This is a genomic window from Campylobacter sp. RKI_CA19_01121, from assembly GCF_025771295.1.
Taxonomy (GTDB): domain Bacteria; phylum Campylobacterota; class Campylobacteria; order Campylobacterales; family Campylobacteraceae; genus Campylobacter_D.
On the sequence record NZ_JAKMQA010000006.1, the window covers coordinates 72,510 to 94,685 of the forward strand.

Below are 22,176 nucleotides of genomic sequence, written 5' to 3' on the forward strand. Positions count from 1 at the left end.
ACGAATTTAGCTTAATATAATGTAAAATATTTAGACATTTTATAACATTTTCTTGTATTTTTTGATAAAATATTTTTATGAGAATAGATAAGTTTTTAAATGTAGTTAATATTACTAAGCGTCGTGCTGTTTCAGAGGATATGTGCAAAAGTGGCGTAGTAAGTATAAACAATCAAGTGGTTAAAGCTAGTAAAGAAGTAAAAATTGGCGATGAAATAAGCATTAAATTTATAGAGTATACTAATATCTATAAAGTTTTAGACATACCAACAACCAAAAGCATACCAAAAGCTATGCAAGAAAAATATGTGGTAAAAATTCAATGAAAGAAATGATTTTAAGTCAAAATGAGCTTTATAAGCTTTGTGAAATTTTACCTAAAAATGGAGTTATTTTACTTCAAGGGGATTTAGCAAGCGGTAAAACTACTTTGGTGCAAAATTATGCTCAATTTCTTGGAGTAGAAAAAACGCTTAATTCTCCTACATTTTCTATCATGCAAGCATATAATTTTCAACAAGGTAAAATATATCATTATGATATTTATCAAGAAGGTTTTGATGGACTTTTAAAAAATGGCTTGATTGAAAATTTTTTTGAAGAGGGTTTGCATTTGGTAGAGTGGGGTGATGAAAAATTAAAAAAATACTTAGATAAATATCAAATTTTGAATATAATTTTACAAATCATTCCTTATGAAAATAAAAGAAAGTATATAATACATGAGTAAGCTAGAAGCTAGAAATTTAGAAAAAATCATTAAAAAAACAAAAATCATACACGATGTTTCACTAGAAGTACAAAGTGGGGAAGTTGTGGGGCTTTTAGGGCCTAATGGAGCAGGAAAAACTACGAGTTTTTATATGATATGTGGGCTTATTTTGCCAACAAGTGGACAGGTGTTTTTAGACTCACAAGATATCACAAAAGAACCACTTAATAAAAGAGCAAAGCTTGGCATTGGGTATTTACCTCAAGAAAGTAGTGTTTTTAAAGACTTAAGCGTAGAAGAAAATTTACTTTTAGCCGCCCAAGTAATATATAAGGATAAAAATTTATTAGAACAAAAGATAGAACAAATGCTAGAATTACTTAGCATAGAACCTATTAGACACAGAAAAGGTATGAGTTTAAGTGGGGGTGAAAGAAGGCGTTGTGAGATAGCAAGATCGCTTATGTGTGATCCTAAATTTTTACTTTTAGATGAACCATTTGCTGGGGTTGATCCTATCGCAGTGAGTGAAATTCAAAGCTTAATTAATGATTTAAAAGCTATGAATATAGGTGTTTTAATCACTGATCATAATGTAAGAGAAACTCTAGCAATTTGCGATAGAGCTTATGTAATTAGAAGCGGAAGGTTGCTAGCTAGTGGCAATGCTAATGAAATTGCACATAATGAAGATGTTAAAAAATACTATCTTGGAAGTGAGTTTAGACTTGAATAATGCTTAAACAAAAAACCTCTATAACGCAAAAAGCAAAACTATCACAAACCTTAAGATCTTGGCTTCCTATATTGCAAGCTAACATTGAAGATCTAAAAGAAAGCTTAGATGAATTTGCTAAAGAAAATCCTTTTATAGAAATCAAAGAAAACTCAAACATTACAAACAATCAAAACAAGTATTATCAAGAATATTTTAGTAAAAATACCACCATGCAAATGATTGACGCAAAAAGCTTGGAAGTAAAAAATGTGTATGAACTTTTAAGTGAGCAAATCATACCACCATTTTTTCCTACTAAAAAATCCCAAACCATTGCTGAAAAAATCATAGAATGTTTAAATCATGAAGGTTATTTTGAGTATGATGAGGAAATTTTAGGTGAATTTGATCCTTTAGAAGTAGAAAAAATCAGGCAAAGATTTAAATATCTTGATCCCGTTGGAGTAGGGGCAAAAGATAATCAAGAAGCTTTTATTTTTGCATTAGAGCATTTTGACTTAGATGATGAGCTTTATGAGTTTTGCAAAATGTTGATTTTAAATTTAGAAAATGCAAAAGATTTTATCAAAGATCCTTTGTATAAAAAGGCTATAGCGATAATTAAAAAAATCTCTATTCCGCCTTTTTTAGAGTATTTTGAAGAGAGCATGGAAATCATTCCTGATATATTTATTTATCAAGAAAATGGTGAAATTAAAATTAAAATTAATGATGATTATTACCCTGAAATTGCTTTTGAAGCAGATGGTTTAGATCATGAGTTTTTAAGTGCTTATTTAAAAGATGCTAAAAATTTAATCGATGCATTAGCTATGCGTAAAGCTACTCTTTATAAACTAGGGCTTATGATTATAGAATATCAATATGATTTTTTCATGGGCGGAGATATTAAACCTATGCAGCTTAAAGACTTAGCACAAGATCTTGAAAGAAATGCTTCTACCATCTCAAGGGCAATTGCAAATAAATACTTAAGTTGTGATAGAGGTTTAATACCCTTAAAGTCTTTCTTTACCACCGCAGTTGATGATGGTGAAACTTCTAATGCAACTATTAAAGATTTTCTTAGTAATTTAATTAAAAAAGAAAATCCTAAAAAACCTTTGAGTGATTTGAAAATTCTTGAACTCACTCAAAAAGAATTCCCAAGTGTGCAACTAGGGCGCAGAACTATCACTAAATATCGTATGCAACTTGGTATAGGAAGCTCAAGTGAGCGTAAAAAATTATATGAATTAATGTAGGAAAAGATGAATTTAGAAAGTATTTTTGAAAAAACCATAAAACAAAATGTGCGTTTAGTAGCAGCTAGCAAGTATGTTCAAGATGAACAAATTCGAGAGCTTTTTAAGCAAGGTGTTGTAGAGTTTGGAGAAAATCAAGTCCAGGCTTTAGCTTTAAAAAAAGAAAAACTTCAAGATTTAGAAATCAAGTGGCATTTTATAGGTAATCTTCAAAGCAATAAAATCAACCTTTTAATCAAACAAAACCCGTTACTTTGGCAATCTTGCAATGGCTTAAAAAGTGCCAAAGCTGTAGATAAAAGACTTGATTATAAATTAGATACTTTATTAGAAATAAATACTGCCAATGAAAGTTCTAAAAGTGGCATAGAGCAAAATAAGGCCATAGAAGAGTATTTGCAAATACAAGAAGAGTGTAAAAATTTAAACCTTATAGGTATTATGTGTATAGGTTCTATGGATGAGGAAAAAGTTCAAGAAAGTTTTGAGCAAACTTTTAAAATCTATGAAAATTTACAAAAACACGGGGCAAAAATTTGCTCTATGGGTATGAGTGGGGATTTTGAACTAGCTATAAAATGTGGTTCAAATATGGTGCGTTTGGGGAGTATTTTATTTAAATAAACCCCATTTGCTTTGCTTTTTCTATCATAAAATCTGCACCATTTTCACTTTTTAATTCTTGCAAGGCTAAAGATTTTTCTTCTAGTGAGAAATTTTCTACCAAATTTAAAAATTGATGTTTTTCTTCTTGGGTTAAAATTTCACATAAATTACGCTCTTTTAAATACAAAGCATTGAAGTATTGATGATTTTTAGCCGCATATGGATAAGGAATGAAAATACAAGGAAGTAAATTTGCGCTAAGCTCAAAAAGACTACTTGCACCTGATCTTGATATGGCTAAATCTGCTTTAGAAATTTTATCTATAATGTTTTTATCAAAGTCAAAAAGCTCTACATTGACATTTAAATCCTCATAAGCTTTTTTACATCTTTCATAATCATTCTTACCACATTGGTGAATGATATTTATGCCTTTTTCTTTAAAGTATAAAGCATTTTCTAAGGCAAGATCATTTATAAATTTAGCCCCTTGAGATCCACCAAGAAAAATAATATTTTTTAATTCTTTTCTCACTCTTGCTTTTTGTGAAAAAATTTCACTAATAGGATAAGGACAAAAGAAAGTATTTGCTTTATTAACTTGATCATCAAAAGCAGTAAAAAAAGCTTTAGAAAAAGGCTTTAAAAGTGAATTTAAACTTCCCATTTTTGAATTTTGCTCATGGATTAAAAGTGGGATATTTGCCATTAAAGCACCAAAAGCGCCTGGAGCACTGCTATATCCACCCACACTAAAAACTACTTTAATATTATGTTCTTTTAAAATTTGTTTTGTTTTTCTTGCAAGTTTTACAATATGCAAAAACGATTGAACTTTAGCTAAGCCTTTTTTATTAACAACGCCTTGAGAGCTTAGAAAATATTTTTTATAAAAACCATTTTCATTTTCAAACCAAAGTCTATCTTGGCCATTTTCACTTCCTATGTAAATACATTCTATGCCTTGTTTTCTTGCACTTTGCAATAAACATCTAGCTATAGCCAAATGCCCTCCCGTGCCTCCACCTGTAATTGCTATCATTTGTCCTCTTTATTTAGTTTTTCTTCTAAAAATTTAATTCTTTCCTCTAGTTTTTGAATTCTCTCTTTTTGGCTTATTTGAAATTCTTTAATATAAGCAGGTATACCAATAGCTGTTAAATTTGGCTCAACATCTTTTAATACAACTGCATTTGAACCTATTTTTGCATTTTTACCTATGGTAATATTGCCTAAAATTTTAGCACCAGAACCTATGATCACGCCATCTTCTATAGTAGGGTGTCTTTTGGTATTTTTATCTAAACTCGTTCCACCCAAAGTAACACCTTGATAAATCAAAACATCATCACCTATAATAGAAGTCTCACCAATCACAACCCCACTTGCATGATCTATAAATATCCTTCTACCTAAATGCGCTCCAGGGTGTAAATCAACTCCGGTAAAAAACTGCGAAATTCCACTAATAATCCTTGCTATTTTTTTAAAACCTTTTTGGTAAAAAAAATGTGCAAAGCGATAATTTACCACAGCCCAAACACCAGGATAGTTAAAAACTAATTCCACGCAAGATCTATATGCAGGATCTTTTTGCTTTGGCATAGAAAAATCTTCTTTGATTAGTTTAAAAATATTCATTTAGAACCTATGCTTTTTAAATATCCATTATCATTTAAAAATAAATAAATTTCACCCAAAATATGCTTTTTTTGATTTTCATTAACAAGTTTTGAAGCATAAATTTTTTCATTAATATTATCCATAATTGCATGAATATCATAATCAAGATCTTCTAAGGTATCTAAAATAGATTGAGCCTCTAGTACGCTTTCTACTTCAAAACCCTTTTCATTAATACTTATACAAGCTTCGGTTGGATGTGTAAAAAGATTATGCTTCATACCAAGGACTTCTTGATAAGCTCCCACTAAGAAAAATCCTAAAAAATAATCTTCAGCTTCTACATCAATATCATGTAAAAACAAAGGATTATCTTTAGAATAAGAAATTTCTCCATCGCTATCACAAGTTATATCCCATATGCTTGCGCTTCTTGTAGGTTTTTTATTGAGTCTATCAAGTGGCATGATAGGGAAATTTTGCTCTAAACCCCAAAAATCAGGCAAAGACTGAAATACTGAAAAATTCACTAAATATTTTTCTTGCACTTCATTTTGTAAACTCGATAAATCAGCTTGATCACCCACCAAAGAAATGGCTTTTCTCATAATCAAATGCACTAAAATTTCACTATTAGAGCGATCTTGTAAATCCACATAACCCAAATCAAACAAGGTTAAAATACTCTCCATATGATCAATACTATCATGTAAATACTCAAGCGCATTAGAAGCTTTAATGTTTTTATACAAATCATAAAGTTCATCAATAAGTTTTGGATTTTTATCTTTTAATAAAAGCTTGCTTTCTGTGTATTCTTGAGAAAAAAGCTCTAAAACAGGCGCTACCAAAACAGCATGATTAGCCGCTACAAAACGCCCACTTTCTATAAAAATATCAGGCTCTAAATCTTTTTTTTGTTCTGCTATGCTTTTTAAAATAAATACAACATCGTTTGCATACTCACTTAAGGTGTAATTTCTGCTTGTTTCGTTTTTAAACTGAGAGTATTCTACTGCTAAACCCCCGCCAAGATTAATAGCTTTTAAATTTTTTGCACCCATTTTTCTAAGCTCAGTGTAGATATTACCCGCTTCATTTAAAGCTTTTTTCAAAGGATGAATTTCAGTAATTTGTGAGCCTAAATGAAAATGTATCATAGTAAATTGATCTAAAAGCTTATTAGCTTTTAAAAGACTTACCGCTTCAATAAGCTCAGTAGAAGTTAAACCAAATTTTGAATTTATACCTCCACTTTTTGCCCAAATTCCTACTCCAGCTGAATGCAAACGCACCCTTAAGCCTATATTTGGCTTTGGCTTAAAACGATTTTTAGCAATTTCAATCATTGCTTCAAGCTCATTAAGCCCTTCCATAGTTAAAGTGATATTATGACCCATTTCACACGCTATAAAGCCCATATTTATGAGTTCTTTATCTTTAAAACCATTGACTGTTATAGGAGCGCCTTCATTATTATAAGCCATAGCTAGTAAAAGCTCAGCCTTACTTCCTGCTTCTAAGCCATAGTTATATTCTTTACCTAGATTAACTAAATTTTTTACAAAACCTGGGTATTGATTGACTTTTAAAGGATACACAGCATTAAAAGAACCTTTATAGTTAAATTCTTTTTTTGCTTTAGCAAATTTATTATAAATTTGCTCAATTTGCTTATGGATTAAATGAGGAAAACGAAGCAATAATGGCCCCTTATAACCATCATCGCGCAAAGTATTTACTATATCTATAATGGCAGGTTTTTTACCATGATTTACACATACTTTGCCATTTTCGATGATAAAATTATTTGCACCCCAAATATTAATACCATAATCAATCATAACTCATTCTCCAAATTTGCTAATTTTATATTTTTATTTTCTTTACTATCTAAATTTTTATAAAAAATCTCTTCTTTTTGCATTTCATCTTCACCTATACATAAAAAGATTTTAGCATTAGCATTATCTGCTTGGTTTAAATGCTTTGCAAGTTTTTTTGCTTCATAACTTAAATATACTTTATGTTTTTTTCTTAAAGTATTTGCTAATTTAAAAATAGTATCTATATAAGCTTCATCCATAGCACAAAGATAAATTCCTTCTCTTGATTTTACACTTTGTTTTTGCTCTAAAATAGCCATAATCCTTTCTATACCCATAGCAAAACCCACGCCATAGCCACTTTTACCATCTAAGTATTCAATCAATCTATCATATCTTCCACCACCTGCCACAGCAGCCTTTGCTCCGATTTCATCACTAACAAACTCAAATGCACTTTTAGAATAATAATCAAGTCCACGCACTAATTTCTCATCACATTCAAACTCAACATCATTTTCTTTTAAAAGTTTTTGTAATTTTTCATAATTTTTTTTACAACATGGGCATAAATTTTCACTTAGTTTTGGCGCATTTTCGATTAAACTTTGACAATGATCATTTTTACAATCAAGCACTCTAATAGGATTTAAGTCTTTTCTTCTTAAGCAATCCTCACAAAAACCTTCTTTAGAATTTAAAAAAGCTATGAGTTTTTCTTTATATACACCCATACATTCTTTACAGCCTAAAGAATTAATTTTCAAGCTTGTATGAATTTCTAAGCGTTTAAAAATTTCATTTAGCATTAAAATAATACTCGCATCCTCATATACACTTGCTATGCCAAAGCTTTCTACACCAAATTGATGAAATTCACGCAATCTTCCTTTTTGTGGCCTTTCATAGCGAAACATAGAACCATGGTAAAACCATCTTTTAACACTTTGAGCCTTATCCATTTTAGCTTCTATGTATGATCTTACCACTCCAGCTGTCCCTTCAGGCCTCAAGCACACATCATTGCCTGCTTTATCAATAAATTCATACATTTCCTTGCCAACTATATCAGAACTTTCCCCAACACTTCTTTTAAAAAGCTTAGTAAGTTCTAAATGCGGACAATTAATAAAAGTAAAACCATAGTTTTTAGCTACTTCTTCACAAGTTTTTACTACTTTTTCATAAAGAACAGCTTGGCCATCTTGTAAATCTTTCATTCCTTTTAAAGCATTAATCATCTATAAATTCCTTAATCTTTTCATGTAAATTTTCAATACTCAAAGAAGCATCTAATTTTAAAATTTTTATATCTATTTTAGTTTTTAAAAACTCTAAAGTTTCTTCTAAAGCTTTTTGTATATTTAAAAAATACCCAATCCCTCTTTTTTCAATACTATCTAGATCTTTTTTAGAAAGTCTTTGCTCAATAAGCTCTTTAGAACCATGCAAAAATACAACCTTTTGTGGAAAAAGTCCACCTGTGGCAAAAGAATTTAACTCAAATAAAATATTTTGATCAAAATCACATCTTGCATAAGCCATATTAGAAATAAAACTACGATCTGAAATGATAAGTTTGTTTTTATTTTGCGCTAAATGCATGTCGATTAAATTTGCTCTATCTGCTAAAAAAAGCAAAAGCTCAGCCTTCTTAGAAAATTGCATTTTACTTTCTAATAAAATTTTTCTCAAATGCACTCCAAGCTCACTTCCACCTGGTTCTTTAGTAAAAAATGCATTATGAAAATATTTTTTTAAAAGCTCTATTTGCGTGCTTTTACCAACACAATCAACCCCTTCAAAAGCTATATACAATCTCTCTCCTTTAATAAAGGTATAATTTCTTTTGGCACAAGCTTACTCACATCGCCATTATACATACAAATTGATCTTACTATAGAGCTTGAAATAAAAGAATTTTTTAAATTTGGCATAAGATATATGGTTTCAAAATCTTCCCAAAGCATGTGATTTACATAACCAAGTTGCAATTCATACTCAAAATCACTCACCGCCCTTAAGCCTCTTATAATGATATTTATTTGCAAATTTTTAGCAAGATCTACTAGTAAGTTATCAAAAGTTGTAATTTTAACATTTTTTAAGTCTTTTGTAGCAATTTTTACCATTTTTTCTCTATGCTCTAAGCTAAACATAGGCTTTTTATTCTCACTTTTAGCTATGGCAACGATTACTTCTTCAAACATCTTGCTAGCTCGAATGATCACATCTAAATGTCCATTAGTGATAGGATCAAATGTCCCTGGGTATATACAACTAGCCATCATTGCCACCTTTGGTATAAATTATGCTCAATATTTGCTAGATCAAGCCATTTTCCTATGATAAATTCATATAATTTTTCCAAATTATCAATCTTAGCATAACTTGCCATTACAGGAGGAGCGATGATAACTCCGTAGCTAGAAAGTTTAGCCATTTGTTCTAAATTTAAAGTAGAATAGGGCATTTCCCTTACTCCAAGTATGAGTTTTTTGCGTTCTTTTAAAGCCACTCCTGCAGCTCTTGTAAGTAAAGTATCATTTATACCACAAGCAATTTTTGCCAAAGTATTAATCGAGCAAGGCGTGATAAAAGTTGTTTCTATGCCAAAAGATCCGCTTGCAACGCATTGACTAATATCTTCATTATCTAAAAAATTTACATGTTCAAGCTCAAATTTATCTTTTATGTGTTGCAAAAAGTCTATATTTTCTAAAAGAGAATTTTCTTTTGTAAAGCTTATTTTTGCATTTTTACTTATAATGGCATAAATTTGCCCTTTTTCTTTTAAATGTTTTAATAATAAAAAACCAAGTTCACAAGAACTAGCCCCGCTAATACCTACTAAAATTTTTCTCATTTTAGCTCCACATAATTTTTACTAATAACTTTACCATGCACGACTTTTCCATCTTTATTTTTAAGGCGAATTCTTTGGTTTAAATTCCCGCTTTGCAAGGCTTTTAATTCTATTATCATGCTTAAATCCCCATCTTTGATAACCCCATAAACAGAATCATTTCTTTGTATAAGGGTTTTGGTTTTAAACATATTATATTTTAAAATCATATTTTCTCTTATATTGCTTTTGGCTATTAAATTTGCGATTTCATCTTTTTTTAATACACCTTGAGGAGCTTTATCAAAAGGAATTTTTAAAATTTTAAAACTAGCAGGACTTAAATTTTCATTGCGCGCAATAGGGCGCGTGGTTTGCAAAACTTCTAATTTTGCCTTTAAAAAATACTTAAAAAATATATTTTTTTTATATTGCTCTGGAGTTTTAAATTCAGCCTTTACAAAACCATCTGCTCTATCAAAATTATGATTACCCAGCTTTAAAAAAATATATTGATTAAAATCAGCAGGCAAACTTGATTGAGTGTTAAGATCTAAAGAAATGATTTCTAGTTGTGGATAATTTGTCTTAAATTCTTTAATCAAAGCTAATTTTACTTCATCAAAATTCGAAGCAAAGCTTAAAGTATAGAAAAATAAAACTAGAATGATTTGCTTAAAAAACAATACAACGACCTTTTATAAAAATATATTAATCGTATAATACATTAAAAAAGTTTGATTTTAGTTAAAAGAAGTGGAGCGGGAAACGAGATTCGAACTCGCGACCCCAACCTTGGCAAGGTTGTGCTCTACCCCTGAGCTATTCCCGCATTTTGAAAGTAGAGTGTGATTTTATCAAAACTTTATTTTATTGTCAAGTTTTTAAAATTAAGGAATGTTTTTTGCTTATAGTTATTAAATTTTAAAAGGAGTTCTCATGCAAGTAAATGATAAAAATAGTCCGCTAGCCCTAAATAATATGACAAAAATCAAAGAAAAAAACACATCTTCAGATGAATTTCAAGCTACACTTAATGCACTTAAAGACAAAGAAGAAAAAGAGTATAAAAAAGATAGCAACAATGCTTTTAGTAATACAGATTTAAATATAGGTTCGATTTCTAAAGATTATAGTGTATATGCTTGGGAGAAATTACGCCAAAGCAAATACCAAAAAAATGAAGAAAATATCTTAAACAATCTTTTTAAAACCTTAGATAAAGCAAGAAGTTAATCATTCAAAATAGGGTAGTGTAATACCCTATTAAATTTTTAAAACTTTAACTTCTTGATCTTTTGCTAATTTTATGTCATCAATTTGCGTGATTAAAATATGTGTGTTTTCACATAAAGGTTTTAGCATACCTGAGCCAAATTTAGCTTCACTTGGTTTAAAATACCCATCGACTAATTTTCCAAAAGCAAAATCATTTCTTTGGCCTTTGAAATTTAAATCTTTAGTCAATCTTGCTTTATCAAATTCCAAAAGTTCTTTACCATAAAGTAAATTGAGTATATTTTTTGCAAAAATATGCGTTGAAACTAAAGAAGCTAAAGGATTTCCTGGTAGGGCTAGAAAAAGCGTATCGCTTTTGCTAAAAAGTTTTACATGCTTGCAAAGTTTAGCATTTACTTTTTCAAAAATAGGGCTAAAATCACACTCAAGCAAAGCTTGTTTGATAAAATCAGCCTCACCCACGCTAGCCCCACCACTGCTTATAAGCATATCAAATTCTTTATTTTTTAAAAGCTTTTTATATGCATTTAAATCATCTTTTATAAGTCCTAAATACTCAACATCAGCATAATCTTGCAAAATAGCATAAATTCCAAAAGCATTTGCATTATATATGCTGTATTCATCAGCATTTTCCCAAGGCTCTACAAGCTCATCTCCACTTGAAAAAATCCCAACACGCAATTTTTTAATGACTTTTAGCTCATAAATTCCTTGAGCAGCAAGCATAGCTATCATACCTGAAGTGATTTTTTGTCCCTTTTTAAACAAAAGTTCTCCAAGCTTTGCTTCCTCACCTTTAAAACGAATGGCATTGTTTTCTTTAGCGTTTTTAGCGTTGAGTTTTTCATCTTCAAGCAAAGCTTCTTCAAACATTAAAATGGTATTTGCATTTTGAGGAATTTTAGCTCCTGTCATAATCTTATAGCATTCATTTTTTTCTATAATATAATCATTTTTATCGCCTGCTAAAATGCTTCCTTTTATTTCTAGCAATTCATTTTTATGTGTATAATTTAATGCATAACCATCTAGGGCGGAATTATCAAAAGCAGGTAGGTTTTTTTTCACAAAAACATCTTCATATAAAATACACCCCAAAGCTTGCGTCAAATTTACTCTTTGAAATTCATTTTTTGCTTTGATTTGTTCTTTTAAAAAATCTAAAGTTGTAAAAATATCTCTCATTCTTCTAGCCTTCTTATACTTGCACCTAGTTTTTTAAATTTTTCTTCTAAATTTTCATACCCTCTATCAAGATGATAAATTCTATGAATTTTACTTGTGCCTTTAGCTGCTAAAGCCGCTAAAATCAAAGCAGAAGATGCACGCAAATCAGTAGCCATAACATCAGCACCCAAAAGCTCTTTAGTGCCATTTATAGTAGCAATATGCCCGTTTAATCTTATATCGGCTCCCATTCTTAAAAGCTCGCTTACATGCATAAAACGATTTTCAAATAATCTTTCATCAATAATGCTTGTACCATTTGCTTTTAAAGCTAAAGCCATAAATTGTGCTTGCATATCCGTTGGAAAACCTGGATATTCGCTAGTTAAAATTTCAACTGGTTTGATTTCTTTAGCAGGATTTATACTAATACTATCTTCATTAATATCAAAGCTAAAACCCATTTGCTCTAGCTTTGCCAAAACTGCGCTAAGATGGCTTGCATTGACTTTTTTTAGAGTGATTTTTGAGTTAGTGATAGCCCCTGCACACAGATAAGTTCCTGCTTCAATACGATCAGGAATGATTTCAAAAGGTTTAAATTCTAAAAGCTCTCCACTTGTGCCATAAATTTCAAGCTCAGAAGATCCTATGCCTTGTATATCAAGCCCAGCTCTAGCTAAAACCTCACAAAGTTGCACTACTTCAGGCTCTTTAGCAACATTTAAAAGTCTAGTTTTACCATGAGCTAGAGCTGCTGCCATGATGATATTTTCACTACCTGTAACAGTGATTTTATCAAACATCACATCAGCACCCTTAAGCTCTCCACTAGCTACTACATAACCTTGTTTAATCTCAATATTAGCTCCCATTTTTTCTAAAGCTAAAAGGTGTAAATCAATAGGGCGTTGGCCTATAGCACAACCTCCAGGTAAAGAAACTTCGCAATTTCCAAATCTAGCTAGTAAAGGCCCTAAGGTAAGTATAGAAGCACGCATTTTACGCACGATGTCATATTTTGCTATGGTTTTATTTAAATGTTTTGTATTTATTTTTGCAAAATTGTCTTTAAAAGTATAATTTGCTCCTAAATTTTCAAGCAAAGAAAGTAGGGTGCAAATATCTGCTACATTTGGTAAATTTGAAATTTGAACTTCATTTTTAGCTAAAATACTTGAAGCTATCAAAGGAAGTGCTGCATTTTTTGCACCGCTTATTATCACTTCTCCATTTAATTTTTCAACACCATCAATCTCTAAATAAGTCATTAATTTTCCTTAAAATATATACATAATGATATAATAATATTTTACTACAAATATTATATAAATTAATAAGATTAAAGGTGTTTTTTGGGAGTTTTTCTAGTCATACTTGGTGGGATATTTTGGGCTATAAGTGGGGTTTTGGCTGAGTATTTGTTTAAAAATCATTATTCTGCTGAATGGGTGAGTTTTTATCGTTTGCTTTTTACCGGCATTATTTTAATAATTTTGGGTGTAAAAAATTTCAAACTAAAATTACTAAAGCAAAAACAAGAACTTAGCTCTCTTTTGATTTTTTCTATCTTTGGTTTATTGATAACTCAATATGGTTATTTTAAGGCTATTTATTATACCGATGCAGGAACCGCCACGATGATACAATACAACGCACCATTAATCATAATGCTTTTTATGTGTTTTAAAAATAAAATTTTACCTAAAAAAATAGAGCTAATCGCTTTGCTTTTAATACTTTTTGCCTTATTTTTACTTATAACAAATGGAGATATTAACAACTTAAAACTTGATATAAGAGGTGTTATTTGGGCTTTTTTTGGAGCTCTTGGAGTGGCGTTTTATTCTTTGAGTGCTAGGCTTATCATAGCAAAATATGGCTTATTTTTAATCATGGGTTTGGCTAGTTTATTTGCTTCTTTTTTGCTTTTTATATTATTACAAGGAAATATCCCAAAACATGATTTTTCTTTAAATTCCTTTTTGGCTATGAGCGCGATTGTATTTATAGGTACAATAGGGGCTTTTTGTTTATACTTAAAAGGAGTTGAATTAATAGGAGCTTTTAAAGCTAGTATGATAGCTTGTATAGAACCTGTGGCTGCTGCTTTTATGAGTTTTTTATTTTTAGGAACTATTTATAGTGTGATTGATCTTTTTGCTTTTGCCTTAATCATTCTTAGTGTGTTTTTAAATGCTAAAAAACATTAAAATCATTGCATACTTTGCATAGCTTGAGAAAGTATTTGCATGATTTGACCATATATACTTTGCATTTGTGCATTTAAACTTTGAATTTGAGAATTAATCATTTGAGCTTTTTGCGGATCTTGACTTGATTGTAATTTTGCATTTAATTCTGCAATTTTAGCTTGTATCTTAGCTAACTCGCTATAAAGCTTGCTTAATTGATCTTCAGATTCACTGTTATTTTGATTATCTTTAACACTTTTTTCAAGCTCTTTCACACCTTGTGTAAACCTAAATTCTATAAAATTCTTATTCTCTTTACTTTCTTTTTCTTCTTTTTGAGTGTTTAAAATATAAGGATTAATTTTACTAGCATAATCATTTATTTGCATGATATATCCTTTCTTTAAGGATATATCGGATTTTTTTATAAAAATTTAAGTTCTATCGTGAAGTTTTTTTGCTACTTCTGCAGCTAATTTTAGTTTTTCATTGTCAAAGTGTGTGTAAATTCTTGAAGTATTTAAACTTGCATGGCCTAGTGCTTCTTGGACTAAAACTAAATCTTTTTGTTTTTTATAAAGTAGGGTAGCAAAAGTGTGTCTTAGCATATGAGCTCCGTTTTTTTGCTTGCGAATTCCTGCTTTAAATAAAATTTGTTCTACTATACGCGAAACATAAGCTTGGGTTAAGGCTTTGCCATTGCGATTGACAAATAAAAGTCCATCACAAGAAAGATAATTTACTCTTACATCTTTTAAAAGATGTTCTATAAGCTCTTTTTTAATCATCACAACGCGGTATTTATTGCCTTTAGCTCTAATACGTATGATATAAAGATCATTTTCTTCGCTAATGTCTTTTAATTTTATATTAATAGCCTCGCTAACCCTAATTCCTGTAAAAATGATGATTTTAATAATCAAACGATTGCGTATAGTGTTGCTTTTAAAATCTGTATTATCAATAGCATCTAAAAATTTACTCACTTCATCTTCGTTCATATATTCAGGCAGTTTAACTCCTTTAGAACCACTTATACCTGCCCAATTTTTAAGATTAATATCAAAAATATGCGCTTTTTGATCTTCTTCATTTTGTTTATCTAAAAATGCAAAAAAATTAATCACAGCTATGCGATAATTTTTCTTACTCGCATCAGATAAAGAAGCACTAATACTTGCTAAAATTTCCACTAAAAGCTCTTCATCAATTTGTTTTAGCGAATAAAGCTTATAAAATAACAAATACTCATAAAGTTTTTTCAAAGGATTAAAATACGTATTTACACCGCTAAGTCCTGCATTTCTTACTTTTTTTACATAAGCATCAAGTTCTTGTATATTTTTAACACCCTTGCTTAAGGCTAAATTTACTACAGCCAAAGCTTGAGGGTCTTTTAATTCCTTATTTGATAAAGAATTAAGCTTAAATTTCACATATCTACAAAGCCAAAATAAAAAGGACTTTTCAAAATTTTCTTCACAATCTAGAGGATATTTCATCACTCATTCTCCAAGGCTTTCAAAGTAGCCATTTTTGCATGAATATATGCGCTATCAAATAGCTTTTTAGAGCTTTCTTTTACAATTAAACCAAGTTCAGTACAACCCAAAATTACTCCTTGAACCTCCGGAAATTGAGCAATCAAATCATCTAGATATTTTTTTGAGTCTTTATTTATAATACCTTTGCAAAGCTCATTAAAAATAATATCATTAAGCTTTAAAATATCATCATTTTTGGGAATAAAAACTTCGATCTTTGAGTTAATTAAAAGTTGTTTATAAAAATCTTCTTGCATAGTGTATTTTGTCCCTAACAATAATACTTTATTGATATTTTGCTCTTGAAGCTCTAAAAGCATAGCTTTAGCTATATGTAAGATAGGAATTTGAATGTTTTTTTGTATATTTTCATAACATTTATGCATAGTATTAGTACAAATTAATATAAAATCAACTCCGCATTTTTGCAAAAGTAGGGCATGTTGGGTTAAAATTTCACTTGCTTTTTGCCAATCATTCTTGCGTTGACATTCTTCTATTTCTTCAAAATCAACGCTAGTTAAAACTATCTTAGCGCTGTGTAATTTTCCCAATTTTTCATTTGTTAATTTATTGATTATTTCATAATAGCTAAGTGTGCTTTCATAACTCATTCCACCTATTAAACCTATGGTTTTCAAACTTTTTTTCCTTTAAAATTAATATAAAAATTATAAAAAAATATTACTTAAAAAATATCAAGCTATAATTATAAAAACAAAATAGGGTGATAATATGTTTTTTAAGAAAAAAACCGCGCAAAAGCAAGCAAACCAAAGCAATACCTCAAAACAAAATAATACTTCAAATGACTTTGCACAAGAAAAAAGACTTTATGAATTTAGAGAAAATATGAAAAAACTTAGCAAAGATGAAAATAGTGCCAAACTTTTAGCAAGACAACTTTCAAGATTAATCCAAAAATCCAAATAAAACCAAAAATTCCATACAAGCTAAACTTTTATATTTATTTTCCTTTTTACTCATCATTTTAGCTTTTTTAGTCTATAAAAATATTTTAACTTAAACTTAATATATATGTAAAATTATATGATAAATAGTAAAATCTTGAAATTATATATATTTTGTATTGAAAACTATAATTTTCAAACTTTTATATTTATCTGTTCTTTCATAAGTAAAATGTATTTTAAAACACATATAATATAGTATTTTAAAGCATTTTAATTTTTGAGTGAAAATAACTTATCCATAAAAAAATAAGTATAATTTTTTGAAAAATATTATAAGTTATTTTATGTAACTATGAAAGACTAAAGATGTATATTTTTTATTTCAACTAAATTTTAGTTTGTATTTTTGCTTAAATAAAATTGAAGTTTAAAAATGTAGATTAGTTATTTTCTTGACTTTTAGGATAATCAAAAAACACAACTTCCCCACTGTGTTCTTTTATATCTTTAAATTCTTTTATATCAAATTGCATACATAAAATAGCAGAAGTTGGAAAGTTTTCTAAATCTATATGAGCTAAATATTCACAAAGTTCTTGCAATAAAGGATTATGCATAATTAGCACTACCCTACTCTCTTTTAATTCTTTTATAAAATTTAATACATCTTCTAAATTACCATCATAAAAGTTTTTTTCTATCTTGATATCTTTTTCTTTTAAAGAAAAACTTTTGCAGAGTTTTTGCGCTGTTTTTATGCAACGCCTAGCAGGACTTGAAAAGATACTTTGGGCTTTAAATTCTAAATCTTTAATCCTATAAATCATAGTTTTTAGATCATCTTTTCCACTAGAACTAAGCTCTCGTTGTAAATCTTGTTCGTAGTTTTCTTTTTGAGCCTTAGCATGACGGATAAAATAGATATATTTCATTTTATAACCTTAAATTTACCCAAAAGATATCCGCATATAAAGCCAAAAATATGTGCATACCAAGCTATATTTACACCCATAAAAATAGGTATAAAACTCATTAATAATATAGCTACGATAAGTCCTTTAGTGGCGGTTTTATCCAAATATGCATAATATCCCATTAAAACACATATGGCACCACTTGCGCCCACTACGTTTACAAAACTACCATCAAAGCTTAAATACACATAAAAAACACTAAGCAAAGAGCAAAGAATTCCGCCAATTAAGTAAAGCAAAGCAAATTTAAAGCTTTTTAAGTATTTTTCCAGCATAGAGCCAAATTGAAAAAGCACTATCATATTTAAAATCAAATGAGGCCAATTTCCATGCATAAACATTGAGCTTAGAATTTGCCAGTAAAATCCTTGGAAGAAAAATAAATTTAAACCTAAAATAGCATCTAAATTTAAGGATCCAAAATAAAGATAATTCACAAAGACAAATATCACAATATTTAAAGCAATTAGAAAAGAAGCTATCATTACCCTACTTTGTATTTTTAATAATTATAACAAAAAGCTATTTAAATTCTAGCTTACACATAAAATTCACACTAATAAGATACAATATCGTCAAAAAATAAAATAAGGTTAAAAATGAAAAAACTAGCTTTTGCTTTTTTGATCACTCTAAATACCCTTAATGCAGGTATAGTTATAGCACCTGATTCTTTACCGGTAAATATCAAACAATTTATCAAAGATTATTTTAATGCAGAAATAGGCCTAGTAGAACAAGATGGTTATTCTTATGAGATTTATTTAAGCGATGGAAGTGAGATTGAGTTTTCACTTAATGGAGAATTTAAAGAGGCTGAAAATTTTAGCTCGTTAAATTATGCGATTTTACCTTTAACAATACAAAATACCATCAAAAATATCTACCCTAATACAGCAATCATAGAAATAGAAAGAAAAATTTCTTATTATAAAATCAAACTAAACAATCAAATGAAGCTTTACATAGACGATAATGGAACAATTTTAAGACAAAAATTTGATGATTAAATGCTTATTTGATTTTACTCAAATAAGCAAGTTTTGAATTTTTCTTCCAAAAAGGTTTTAATTCATCAAAACTTATAAAAACTTCAACTGCTCCTGTTGAATATGGAGCTATCTCATAAGGTTCCCATATAAAATTTAATCCATCTTTTCTTACTTCAAAAATTTCACTCATTTTAAGTTCTTTAATATCAAATAATTCATTTTCACTGTATAAACTTAAAATCTTTTGCTTAATCATATTCTGAAAATCTTCACTTTCTATTTTTAACTCATTTTTTATATTTATAAGTTTCATATCATCAATACTATAAGTTTTTCTTAAAAAATTAGTCATACCATGAGCACCACCTTTATATTCATAAATATTTTTTCCTAAAGAGATAATATGCTCATCTTGATAAAACATATAAGCTTGAGAAAAAAACTCATTATTAGAAATGTTTTCTTTACTCCATTTTTCAAAGCTTTCTTTTGCTTTTTGTTTTAACGAATTTTTATCTAAATTCTCATTAAAGTCATCAATAATTTTATTTAATTTTTCATTTTTACTTGTTGATTTTAAAATATCTTCACTAAAGTCAAATTCTATAGTTTTATTAGCATCTAGTTGTTTTTGTTCTTTAAGTGATAGCTGATTAATCATCGTATTTGTCTTGCTGGCTAAAAAACTAAATTCTTTTTTTGCTTCATCTATTTTACATAAAGCATCAAATTTATTTTTATGCATATCTTTTAAAACGCAAGTTCCAAAATCTGCTATATCTATATAATATTCATCATTCTTAGCACTACCCCAAAAACTGTATTGTTTTTGTTTTGTTTGGACAAAACCATAACTAGTGTTACTTTTAATGGAACTATATAAGTGAATATCAAATTCCTTTCCTTCTAAAATATTTAATGTAAATGTATTTTCATTATATGCATATAAACTCGCACATAAACCTAAATTTAATATTATTTTTTTAATCATTCAATCCCCTTCTTGTGTTCTTATAATTAAACTTTTTGGTAGTTTAAAATACTCAATCCATTCTTGTTCTTTTTGTCTCATTTGTCCTTGATCTACCTCATGATCATAACCTTGCAAATGAAGCATAGCATGTATAAAAAGCAATGCCATCTCTTCTTCATTGCTGTGTTTATATTCCATTGCTTTTTTACTTACTTCATCTAAATTTATCACAATACTGCCAAGCAAATTTTCACAATTTTGCACTAAAGGAAAAGACAAAACATCTGTAGTTTTATCTACTCCTCTTTGGTTAAGATTAATTTCATGCATGGTTTTTTCATCTACCAAAACAAGTTCTATATTTTGATCACTCATTTTTTGAGCAATTTTTTCAAGAAAAGAAATATCCATTTCTTCTTCGCAAAAAATCATTATTATCCTTTTGATTTTATAATTTCAAATTATATCAAAATTAAGGAAAAGTATGAAAAAAGCTCTTTGTATTATAAGTGGTGGTATGGATAGTACTTTATGTGCATATTTAGCCAAAAAAGAAGGATATGAAATCATTGCTTTGCATTTTGATTACAATCAACGCACCATGCTTAAAGAAAGAGAATGTTTTAATAGAATTTGTGAAAAACTTAATATAAAAACAAAATATATTTTAGATGTTTCATTTATAGCAAATATTGGTGGTAATTCTTTAACGGATTTAAATTTAGAAATTCCCAAAGAAAAGCTACACGAAAAAGAAGTTCCAAATACTTATGTTCCTTTTAGAAATGGCATTTTTTTATCTATTGCAGGAGCCATAGCTGAAAAAGAAAAATGCGAAAGTATTTTCATAGGAGTAGTGCAAGAAGATAGCAGTGGTTATCCTGATTGTAGTGCAAATTTCATACAAAAAGCAAGTGAGTTTATCAATGAAGGCACAACAAAAACTTGTAATGTTACAATTAAAACCCCATTAGTTCATCTAAGCAAAGGACAAATAGTTGAATTATCCTTAAAAGAAAAGGTAGCCTTAGAATACACTTGGTCTTGCTATGAAAGAGAAGATAAAGCTTGTGGTAAATGTGATAGTTGTTTATTAAGATTAAAAGGCTTTAAAGAAGCCCATATGAAAGATTTTATAGAGTACATTTAAAATTTACTTTCATTTTATTTTTGTTTGTATAATAGATTTTACAAATTAAAAAAGGAGAATTAATGAAAAAAATACTACTTGGTTCATTTTTAGCTGCTTCAATTTTAGCAAGCAATGCTTTAAGTAAAGAATTTATTCTAGATAAAGCTCATACAAATGTAGCTTTTAAAATCAAGCATTTACAAATTAGCAATGTAAATGGAAATTTTAAAGACTATGATGCAGTGGTTGATTTTGATAGTACTAAATTTGAATTTAATAAACTTCAAGCAAATGTAAAAGTTGCTTCTATAAATACTGAAAATAAAGCAAGAGATGCCCATTTACAACAAGATGATTTTTTCAAAGCAAAAACTCACCCAAACATCACTTTTACTATGAGCAAATATGAAAAAATTTCTAATGAAAAAGGTAAGATGTATGGCTCTTTAAATATTGCTGGTGTAAGTAAAGATATTGTTTTAGATACTGAAATTGGTGGGGTTATTAAAACAGATAGTGGTAAAGAAAAGGCAGGATTTACTTTACAAGGACAAATTAAAAGAAGTGATTTTAAATTTGCTCCAGATACCTCTAGCTTAACACTTAGCGATGAAGTACAAATTAGCATCGAAGCAGAAATTAACGAAAAATAATTTAAAAAGCATTTTACATTAAAGTAAAATGCTTTAACTTAATTTATTTAGCTAACCAACCTTCTTTTTCCCATACTTTTTGCGCTTCTTTGCTTTGTGTAAATTCTATAAATTCAGTTACTTTTGGATTTTTTAAACCTTTTTGTGTTGGTACTATTTCAGCAGCTCTATAAATAATTGAGCTTTTATCTGCTTTTATAAATTTATTTTCTTTCTCACCAACTGCTTTAATCCAATGTGTCCAAATAATTAAAGCATCGATATTTGGATTATTTTTCCACTCATCAACTGCTGCTTTTGAATTCTTAGCATACACTTTGATGTTTTTTCTAAGTTTTTCTAGGTTTTCGATTTTTCCTGTTTTTAAAGCCATATCTTCATACAAGCCAACCTGCCCTGCTCCATCAACTACCATAACATTAACACCATCTTTTAAAAGGTCTTCAAATTTTTTAATTTTTTTAGGGTTATTAGCTCTTACTATCATACCTGAACCTCTAGCATTTAAAACTTGAACATCTTGTATTTTGATTTGTTTTGACATAGCTTTAACAAATCCATCCATCATAGATGTGTTACCAGAATAAATGATATCAGCATCCATTTTGGCTTGTTTGATCCATTTAGGTGTTGGCCCTGCATTAACGATAACTTTTTCTCCGCTTTTTGCTTCAAATTGTTTAGCAAGTTCTTTTAAAACAGGAGCTGGACCGCCTGGGCCATAAACTAAAATTTCAGCATTCAATGCAGCTGCAGCAAATAAACTTAAAAATAAAAATTTTTTCATATTTTTTC

Annotated in this window: 29 protein-coding genes and 1 tRNA gene; 11 read left to right on the plus strand and 19 right to left on the minus strand. The window is 29.0% G+C overall.

Annotated elements, in window-relative coordinates; all coding sequences use genetic code 11:
- Window positions 1–77: 77 nt before the first annotated feature.
- Genes L8T90_RS04275 through L8T90_RS04295 form a run of 5 tightly spaced genes read left to right on the plus strand, consistent with a single transcriptional unit; the run spans window position 78 to window position 3,319 of the window.
- A complete protein-coding gene (locus L8T90_RS04275; RefSeq protein ID WP_263663320.1) occupies window positions 78–326 on the plus strand; it encodes an RNA-binding S4 domain-containing protein in 249 nt (82 codons plus the stop codon).
- The gene (gene tsaE, locus L8T90_RS04280; RefSeq protein WP_263736825.1) at window positions 323–730 is read left to right on the plus strand and encodes a tRNA (adenosine(37)-N6)-threonylcarbamoyltransferase complex ATPase subunit type 1 TsaE; all 408 of its coding nucleotides are present in this window, start codon (window positions 323–325) and stop codon (window positions 728–730) included. Before L8T90_RS04275 ends, tsaE begins: the two co-directional genes overlap by 4 nt.
- Entirely contained in the window at window positions 723–1,448 is a 726-nt protein-coding gene (gene lptB / locus L8T90_RS04285; RefSeq protein ID WP_039618272.1) for an LPS export ABC transporter ATP-binding protein, read from the plus strand. Before tsaE ends, lptB begins: the two co-directional genes overlap by 8 nt.
- Window positions 1,448–2,695: an RNA polymerase factor sigma-54 gene (locus L8T90_RS04290; RefSeq protein ID WP_263736826.1), complete on the plus strand. Its 1,248-nt coding sequence runs from the start codon at window positions 1,448–1,450 to the stop codon at window positions 2,693–2,695. The genes lptB and L8T90_RS04290 overlap by 1 nt, the downstream gene beginning before the upstream one ends.
- A gap of 6 nt (window positions 2,696–2,701) precedes the next feature.
- Window positions 2,702–3,319 (plus strand): YggS family pyridoxal phosphate-dependent enzyme, encoded by a 618-nt coding sequence (locus L8T90_RS04295; protein ID WP_263675273.1) that lies wholly within the window; start codon window positions 2,702–2,704, stop codon window positions 3,317–3,319.
- Here L8T90_RS04295 and murG read toward each other — a convergent pair.
- The 9 genes from murG to L8T90_RS04340 all read right to left on the minus strand — a co-directional run bounded on the left by murG (window position 3,312) and on the right by L8T90_RS04340 (window position 10,427).
- Entirely contained in the window at window positions 3,312–4,343 is a 1,032-nt protein-coding gene (murG, locus tag L8T90_RS04300) for an undecaprenyldiphospho-muramoylpentapeptide beta-N-acetylglucosaminyltransferase (RefSeq protein WP_263736827.1), read from the minus strand. The two genes, L8T90_RS04295 and murG, sit on opposite strands and share 8 nt — an antisense overlap.
- Entirely contained in the window at window positions 4,340–4,942 is a 603-nt protein-coding gene (gene cysE / locus L8T90_RS04305) for a serine O-acetyltransferase (RefSeq protein ID WP_263736828.1), read from the minus strand. The genes murG and cysE overlap by 4 nt, the downstream gene beginning before the upstream one ends.
- On the minus strand, window positions 4,939–6,768 hold the full coding sequence (gene speA, locus L8T90_RS04310; protein ID WP_263736829.1) for a biosynthetic arginine decarboxylase: 1,830 nt from the start codon (window positions 6,766–6,768) through the stop codon (window positions 4,939–4,941). Before speA ends, cysE begins: the two co-directional genes overlap by 4 nt.
- Entirely contained in the window at window positions 6,765–7,991 is a 1,227-nt protein-coding gene (gene hisS, locus L8T90_RS04315; RefSeq protein ID WP_263736830.1) for a histidine--tRNA ligase, read from the minus strand. The genes speA and hisS overlap by 4 nt, the downstream gene beginning before the upstream one ends.
- A complete protein-coding gene (gene tmk, locus L8T90_RS04320; RefSeq protein ID WP_263736831.1) occupies window positions 7,984–8,568 on the minus strand; it encodes a dTMP kinase in 585 nt (194 codons plus the stop codon). Before tmk ends, hisS begins: the two co-directional genes overlap by 8 nt.
- On the minus strand, window positions 8,559–9,038 hold the full coding sequence (gene coaD / locus L8T90_RS04325; RefSeq protein WP_263736832.1) for a pantetheine-phosphate adenylyltransferase: 480 nt from the start codon (window positions 9,036–9,038) through the stop codon (window positions 8,559–8,561). Before coaD ends, tmk begins: the two co-directional genes overlap by 10 nt.
- Window positions 9,038–9,616 (minus strand): UbiX family flavin prenyltransferase, encoded by a 579-nt coding sequence (locus tag L8T90_RS04330; protein ID WP_263663328.1) that lies wholly within the window; start codon window positions 9,614–9,616, stop codon window positions 9,038–9,040. The genes coaD and L8T90_RS04330 overlap by 1 nt, the downstream gene beginning before the upstream one ends.
- Entirely contained in the window at window positions 9,613–10,281 is a 669-nt protein-coding gene (gene flgA / locus L8T90_RS04335; protein ID WP_263736833.1) for a flagellar basal body P-ring formation chaperone FlgA, read from the minus strand. Before flgA ends, L8T90_RS04330 begins: the two co-directional genes overlap by 4 nt.
- Window positions 10,282–10,352: 71 nt before the next feature.
- Window positions 10,353–10,427 (minus strand) — tRNA-Gly (locus L8T90_RS04340).
- Between the two features lie 107 nt (window positions 10,428–10,534).
- Here L8T90_RS04340 and L8T90_RS04345 point away from each other — a divergent pair.
- Window positions 10,535–10,831, plus strand: a complete 297-nt coding sequence (locus tag L8T90_RS04345; RefSeq protein WP_039668370.1) for an invasion antigen C — start codon at window positions 10,535–10,537, stop codon at window positions 10,829–10,831.
- Window positions 10,832–10,861: 30 nt separating this feature from the next.
- On the opposite strand, the gene L8T90_RS04350 is transcribed toward L8T90_RS04345, so the two are convergent.
- Both L8T90_RS04350 and murA read right to left on the minus strand, forming a co-directional pair.
- A complete protein-coding gene (locus tag L8T90_RS04350; RefSeq protein WP_263736834.1) occupies window positions 10,862–12,022 on the minus strand; it encodes a molybdopterin molybdotransferase MoeA in 1,161 nt (386 codons plus the stop codon).
- Window positions 12,019–13,275, minus strand: a complete 1,257-nt coding sequence (gene murA, locus L8T90_RS04355; RefSeq protein WP_039618249.1) for a UDP-N-acetylglucosamine 1-carboxyvinyltransferase — start codon at window positions 13,273–13,275, stop codon at window positions 12,019–12,021. The genes L8T90_RS04350 and murA overlap by 4 nt, the downstream gene beginning before the upstream one ends.
- Before the next feature lie 84 nt (window positions 13,276–13,359).
- Between murA and L8T90_RS04360 the strand changes: the two genes are divergently transcribed.
- Window positions 13,360–14,217, plus strand: coding sequence for a DMT family transporter (locus L8T90_RS04360; RefSeq protein WP_263736835.1), 858 nt, complete (start codon window positions 13,360–13,362; stop codon window positions 14,215–14,217).
- 2 nt (window positions 14,218–14,219) lie between these two features.
- On the opposite strand, the gene L8T90_RS04365 is transcribed toward L8T90_RS04360, so the two are convergent.
- Genes L8T90_RS04365 through L8T90_RS04375 form a run of 3 tightly spaced genes read right to left on the minus strand, consistent with a single transcriptional unit; the run spans window position 14,220 to window position 16,384 of the window.
- Complete coding sequence (locus L8T90_RS04365) at window positions 14,220–14,588, minus strand: hypothetical protein (RefSeq protein ID WP_263736836.1); 369 nt, start codon at window positions 14,586–14,588, stop codon at window positions 14,220–14,222.
- Between the two features lie 45 nt (window positions 14,589–14,633).
- Window positions 14,634–15,701: a tyrosine-type recombinase/integrase gene (locus L8T90_RS04370; protein ID WP_263736837.1), complete on the minus strand. Its 1,068-nt coding sequence runs from the start codon at window positions 15,699–15,701 to the stop codon at window positions 14,634–14,636.
- Window positions 15,701–16,384: an aspartate/glutamate racemase family protein gene (locus L8T90_RS04375; protein ID WP_263679394.1), complete on the minus strand. Its 684-nt coding sequence runs from the start codon at window positions 16,382–16,384 to the stop codon at window positions 15,701–15,703. Before L8T90_RS04375 ends, L8T90_RS04370 begins: the two co-directional genes overlap by 1 nt.
- Before the next feature lie 94 nt (window positions 16,385–16,478).
- Here L8T90_RS04375 and L8T90_RS04380 point away from each other — a divergent pair, with 94 nt between their 5' ends.
- Window positions 16,479–16,676, plus strand: coding sequence for a molybdenum cofactor biosynthesis protein (locus tag L8T90_RS04380; protein WP_263679393.1), 198 nt, complete (start codon window positions 16,479–16,481; stop codon window positions 16,674–16,676).
- 421 nt (window positions 16,677–17,097) lie between these two features.
- Here the strand turns inward: L8T90_RS04380 and L8T90_RS04385 are convergent, their stop codons facing one another.
- Both L8T90_RS04385 and L8T90_RS04390 read right to left on the minus strand, forming a co-directional pair.
- On the minus strand, window positions 17,098–17,589 hold the full coding sequence (locus tag L8T90_RS04385) for a SixA phosphatase family protein (RefSeq protein WP_263679392.1): 492 nt from the start codon (window positions 17,587–17,589) through the stop codon (window positions 17,098–17,100).
- The gene (locus tag L8T90_RS04390) at window positions 17,586–18,116 is read right to left on the minus strand and encodes a rhomboid family intramembrane serine protease (RefSeq protein ID WP_263736838.1); all 531 of its coding nucleotides are present in this window, start codon (window positions 18,114–18,116) and stop codon (window positions 17,586–17,588) included. The genes L8T90_RS04385 and L8T90_RS04390 overlap by 4 nt, the downstream gene beginning before the upstream one ends.
- A 114-nt stretch (window positions 18,117–18,230) precedes the next feature.
- Here L8T90_RS04390 and L8T90_RS04395 point away from each other — a divergent pair, with 114 nt between their 5' ends.
- The gene (locus L8T90_RS04395; RefSeq protein WP_263663340.1) at window positions 18,231–18,641 is read left to right on the plus strand and encodes a PepSY-like domain-containing protein; all 411 of its coding nucleotides are present in this window, start codon (window positions 18,231–18,233) and stop codon (window positions 18,639–18,641) included.
- Window positions 18,642–18,645: 4 nt separating this feature from the next.
- Here L8T90_RS04395 and L8T90_RS04400 read toward each other — a convergent pair whose 3' ends face one another.
- Together L8T90_RS04400 and ybeY are read right to left on the minus strand one after the other, a co-directional pair.
- A complete protein-coding gene (locus tag L8T90_RS04400) occupies window positions 18,646–19,614 on the minus strand; it encodes a DUF3298 and DUF4163 domain-containing protein (RefSeq protein WP_263736839.1) in 969 nt (322 codons plus the stop codon).
- Window positions 19,615–20,028, minus strand: coding sequence for an rRNA maturation RNase YbeY (gene ybeY / locus L8T90_RS04405; RefSeq protein WP_257404513.1), 414 nt, complete (start codon window positions 20,026–20,028; stop codon window positions 19,615–19,617).
- Between the two features lie 52 nt (window positions 20,029–20,080).
- Between ybeY and queC the strand changes: the two genes are divergently transcribed.
- Window positions 20,081–20,746: a 7-cyano-7-deazaguanine synthase QueC gene (queC, locus tag L8T90_RS04410; RefSeq protein WP_263736840.1), complete on the plus strand. Its 666-nt coding sequence runs from the start codon at window positions 20,081–20,083 to the stop codon at window positions 20,744–20,746.
- 62 nt (window positions 20,747–20,808) lie between these two features.
- Window positions 20,809–21,381 carry a YceI family protein gene (locus L8T90_RS04415; protein ID WP_263736841.1) on the plus strand — a complete coding sequence of 191 codons (573 nt, stop codon included), beginning with the start codon at window positions 20,809–20,811 and terminating at the stop codon, window positions 21,379–21,381.
- Between the two features lie 43 nt (window positions 21,382–21,424).
- Here the strand turns inward: L8T90_RS04415 and L8T90_RS04420 are convergent, their stop codons facing one another.
- Window positions 21,425–22,168 carry a substrate-binding domain-containing protein gene (locus L8T90_RS04420; RefSeq protein ID WP_263736842.1) on the minus strand — a complete coding sequence of 248 codons (744 nt, stop codon included), beginning with the start codon at window positions 22,166–22,168 and terminating at the stop codon, window positions 21,425–21,427.
- Window positions 22,169–22,176 lie beyond the last annotated feature (8 nt).

Coding starts and splice junctions, on each gene's coding strand:
- L8T90_RS04275 (WP_263663320.1), top strand. CDS start 78: ATGAGAATAGATAAGTTTTTAAATGTAGTTAATATTACTAAGCGTCGT.
- tsaE (WP_263736825.1), top strand. CDS start 323: ATGAAAGAAATGATTTTAAGTCAAAATGAGCTTTATAAGCTTTGTGAA.
- lptB (WP_039618272.1), top strand. CDS start 723: ATGAGTAAGCTAGAAGCTAGAAATTTAGAAAAAATCATTAAAAAAACA.
- L8T90_RS04290 (WP_263736826.1), top strand. CDS start 1,448: ATGCTTAAACAAAAAACCTCTATAACGCAAAAAGCAAAACTATCACAA.
- L8T90_RS04295 (WP_263675273.1), top strand. CDS start 2,702: ATGAATTTAGAAAGTATTTTTGAAAAAACCATAAAACAAAATGTGCGT.
- murG (WP_263736827.1), bottom strand. CDS start 4,343: ATGATAGCAATTACAGGTGGAGGCACGGGAGGGCATTTGGCTATAGCT.
- cysE (WP_263736828.1), bottom strand. CDS start 4,942: ATGAATATTTTTAAACTAATCAAAGAAGATTTTTCTATGCCAAAGCAA.
- speA (WP_263736829.1), bottom strand. CDS start 6,768: ATGATTGATTATGGTATTAATATTTGGGGTGCAAATAATTTTATCATC.
- hisS (WP_263736830.1), bottom strand. CDS start 7,991: ATGATTAATGCTTTAAAAGGAATGAAAGATTTACAAGATGGCCAAGCT.
- coaD (WP_263736832.1), bottom strand. CDS start 9,038: ATGGCTAGTTGTATATACCCAGGGACATTTGATCCTATCACTAATGGA.
- L8T90_RS04330 (WP_263663328.1), bottom strand. CDS start 9,616: ATGAGAAAAATTTTAGTAGGTATTAGCGGGGCTAGTTCTTGTGAACTT.
- L8T90_RS04345 (WP_039668370.1), top strand. CDS start 10,535: ATGCAAGTAAATGATAAAAATAGTCCGCTAGCCCTAAATAATATGACA.
- L8T90_RS04350 (WP_263736834.1), bottom strand. CDS start 12,022: ATGAGAGATATTTTTACAACTTTAGATTTTTTAAAAGAACAAATCAAA.
- murA (WP_039618249.1), bottom strand. CDS start 13,275: ATGACTTATTTAGAGATTGATGGTGTTGAAAAATTAAATGGAGAAGTG.
- L8T90_RS04365 (WP_263736836.1), bottom strand. CDS start 14,588: ATGCAAATAAATGATTATGCTAGTAAAATTAATCCTTATATTTTAAAC.
- L8T90_RS04370 (WP_263736837.1), bottom strand. CDS start 15,701: ATGAAATATCCTCTAGATTGTGAAGAAAATTTTGAAAAGTCCTTTTTA.
- L8T90_RS04380 (WP_263679393.1), top strand. CDS start 16,479: ATGTTTTTTAAGAAAAAAACCGCGCAAAAGCAAGCAAACCAAAGCAAT.
- L8T90_RS04385 (WP_263679392.1), bottom strand. CDS start 17,589: ATGAAATATATCTATTTTATCCGTCATGCTAAGGCTCAAAAAGAAAAC.
- L8T90_RS04390 (WP_263736838.1), bottom strand. CDS start 18,116: ATGATAGCTTCTTTTCTAATTGCTTTAAATATTGTGATATTTGTCTTT.
- L8T90_RS04395 (WP_263663340.1), top strand. CDS start 18,231: ATGAAAAAACTAGCTTTTGCTTTTTTGATCACTCTAAATACCCTTAAT.
- L8T90_RS04400 (WP_263736839.1), bottom strand. CDS start 19,614: ATGATTAAAAAAATAATATTAAATTTAGGTTTATGTGCGAGTTTATAT.
- ybeY (WP_257404513.1), bottom strand. CDS start 20,028: ATGATTTTTTGCGAAGAAGAAATGGATATTTCTTTTCTTGAAAAAATT.
- queC (WP_263736840.1), top strand. CDS start 20,081: ATGAAAAAAGCTCTTTGTATTATAAGTGGTGGTATGGATAGTACTTTA.
- L8T90_RS04415 (WP_263736841.1), top strand. CDS start 20,809: ATGAAAAAAATACTACTTGGTTCATTTTTAGCTGCTTCAATTTTAGCA.
- L8T90_RS04420 (WP_263736842.1), bottom strand. CDS start 22,168: ATGAAAAAATTTTTATTTTTAAGTTTATTTGCTGCAGCTGCATTGAAT.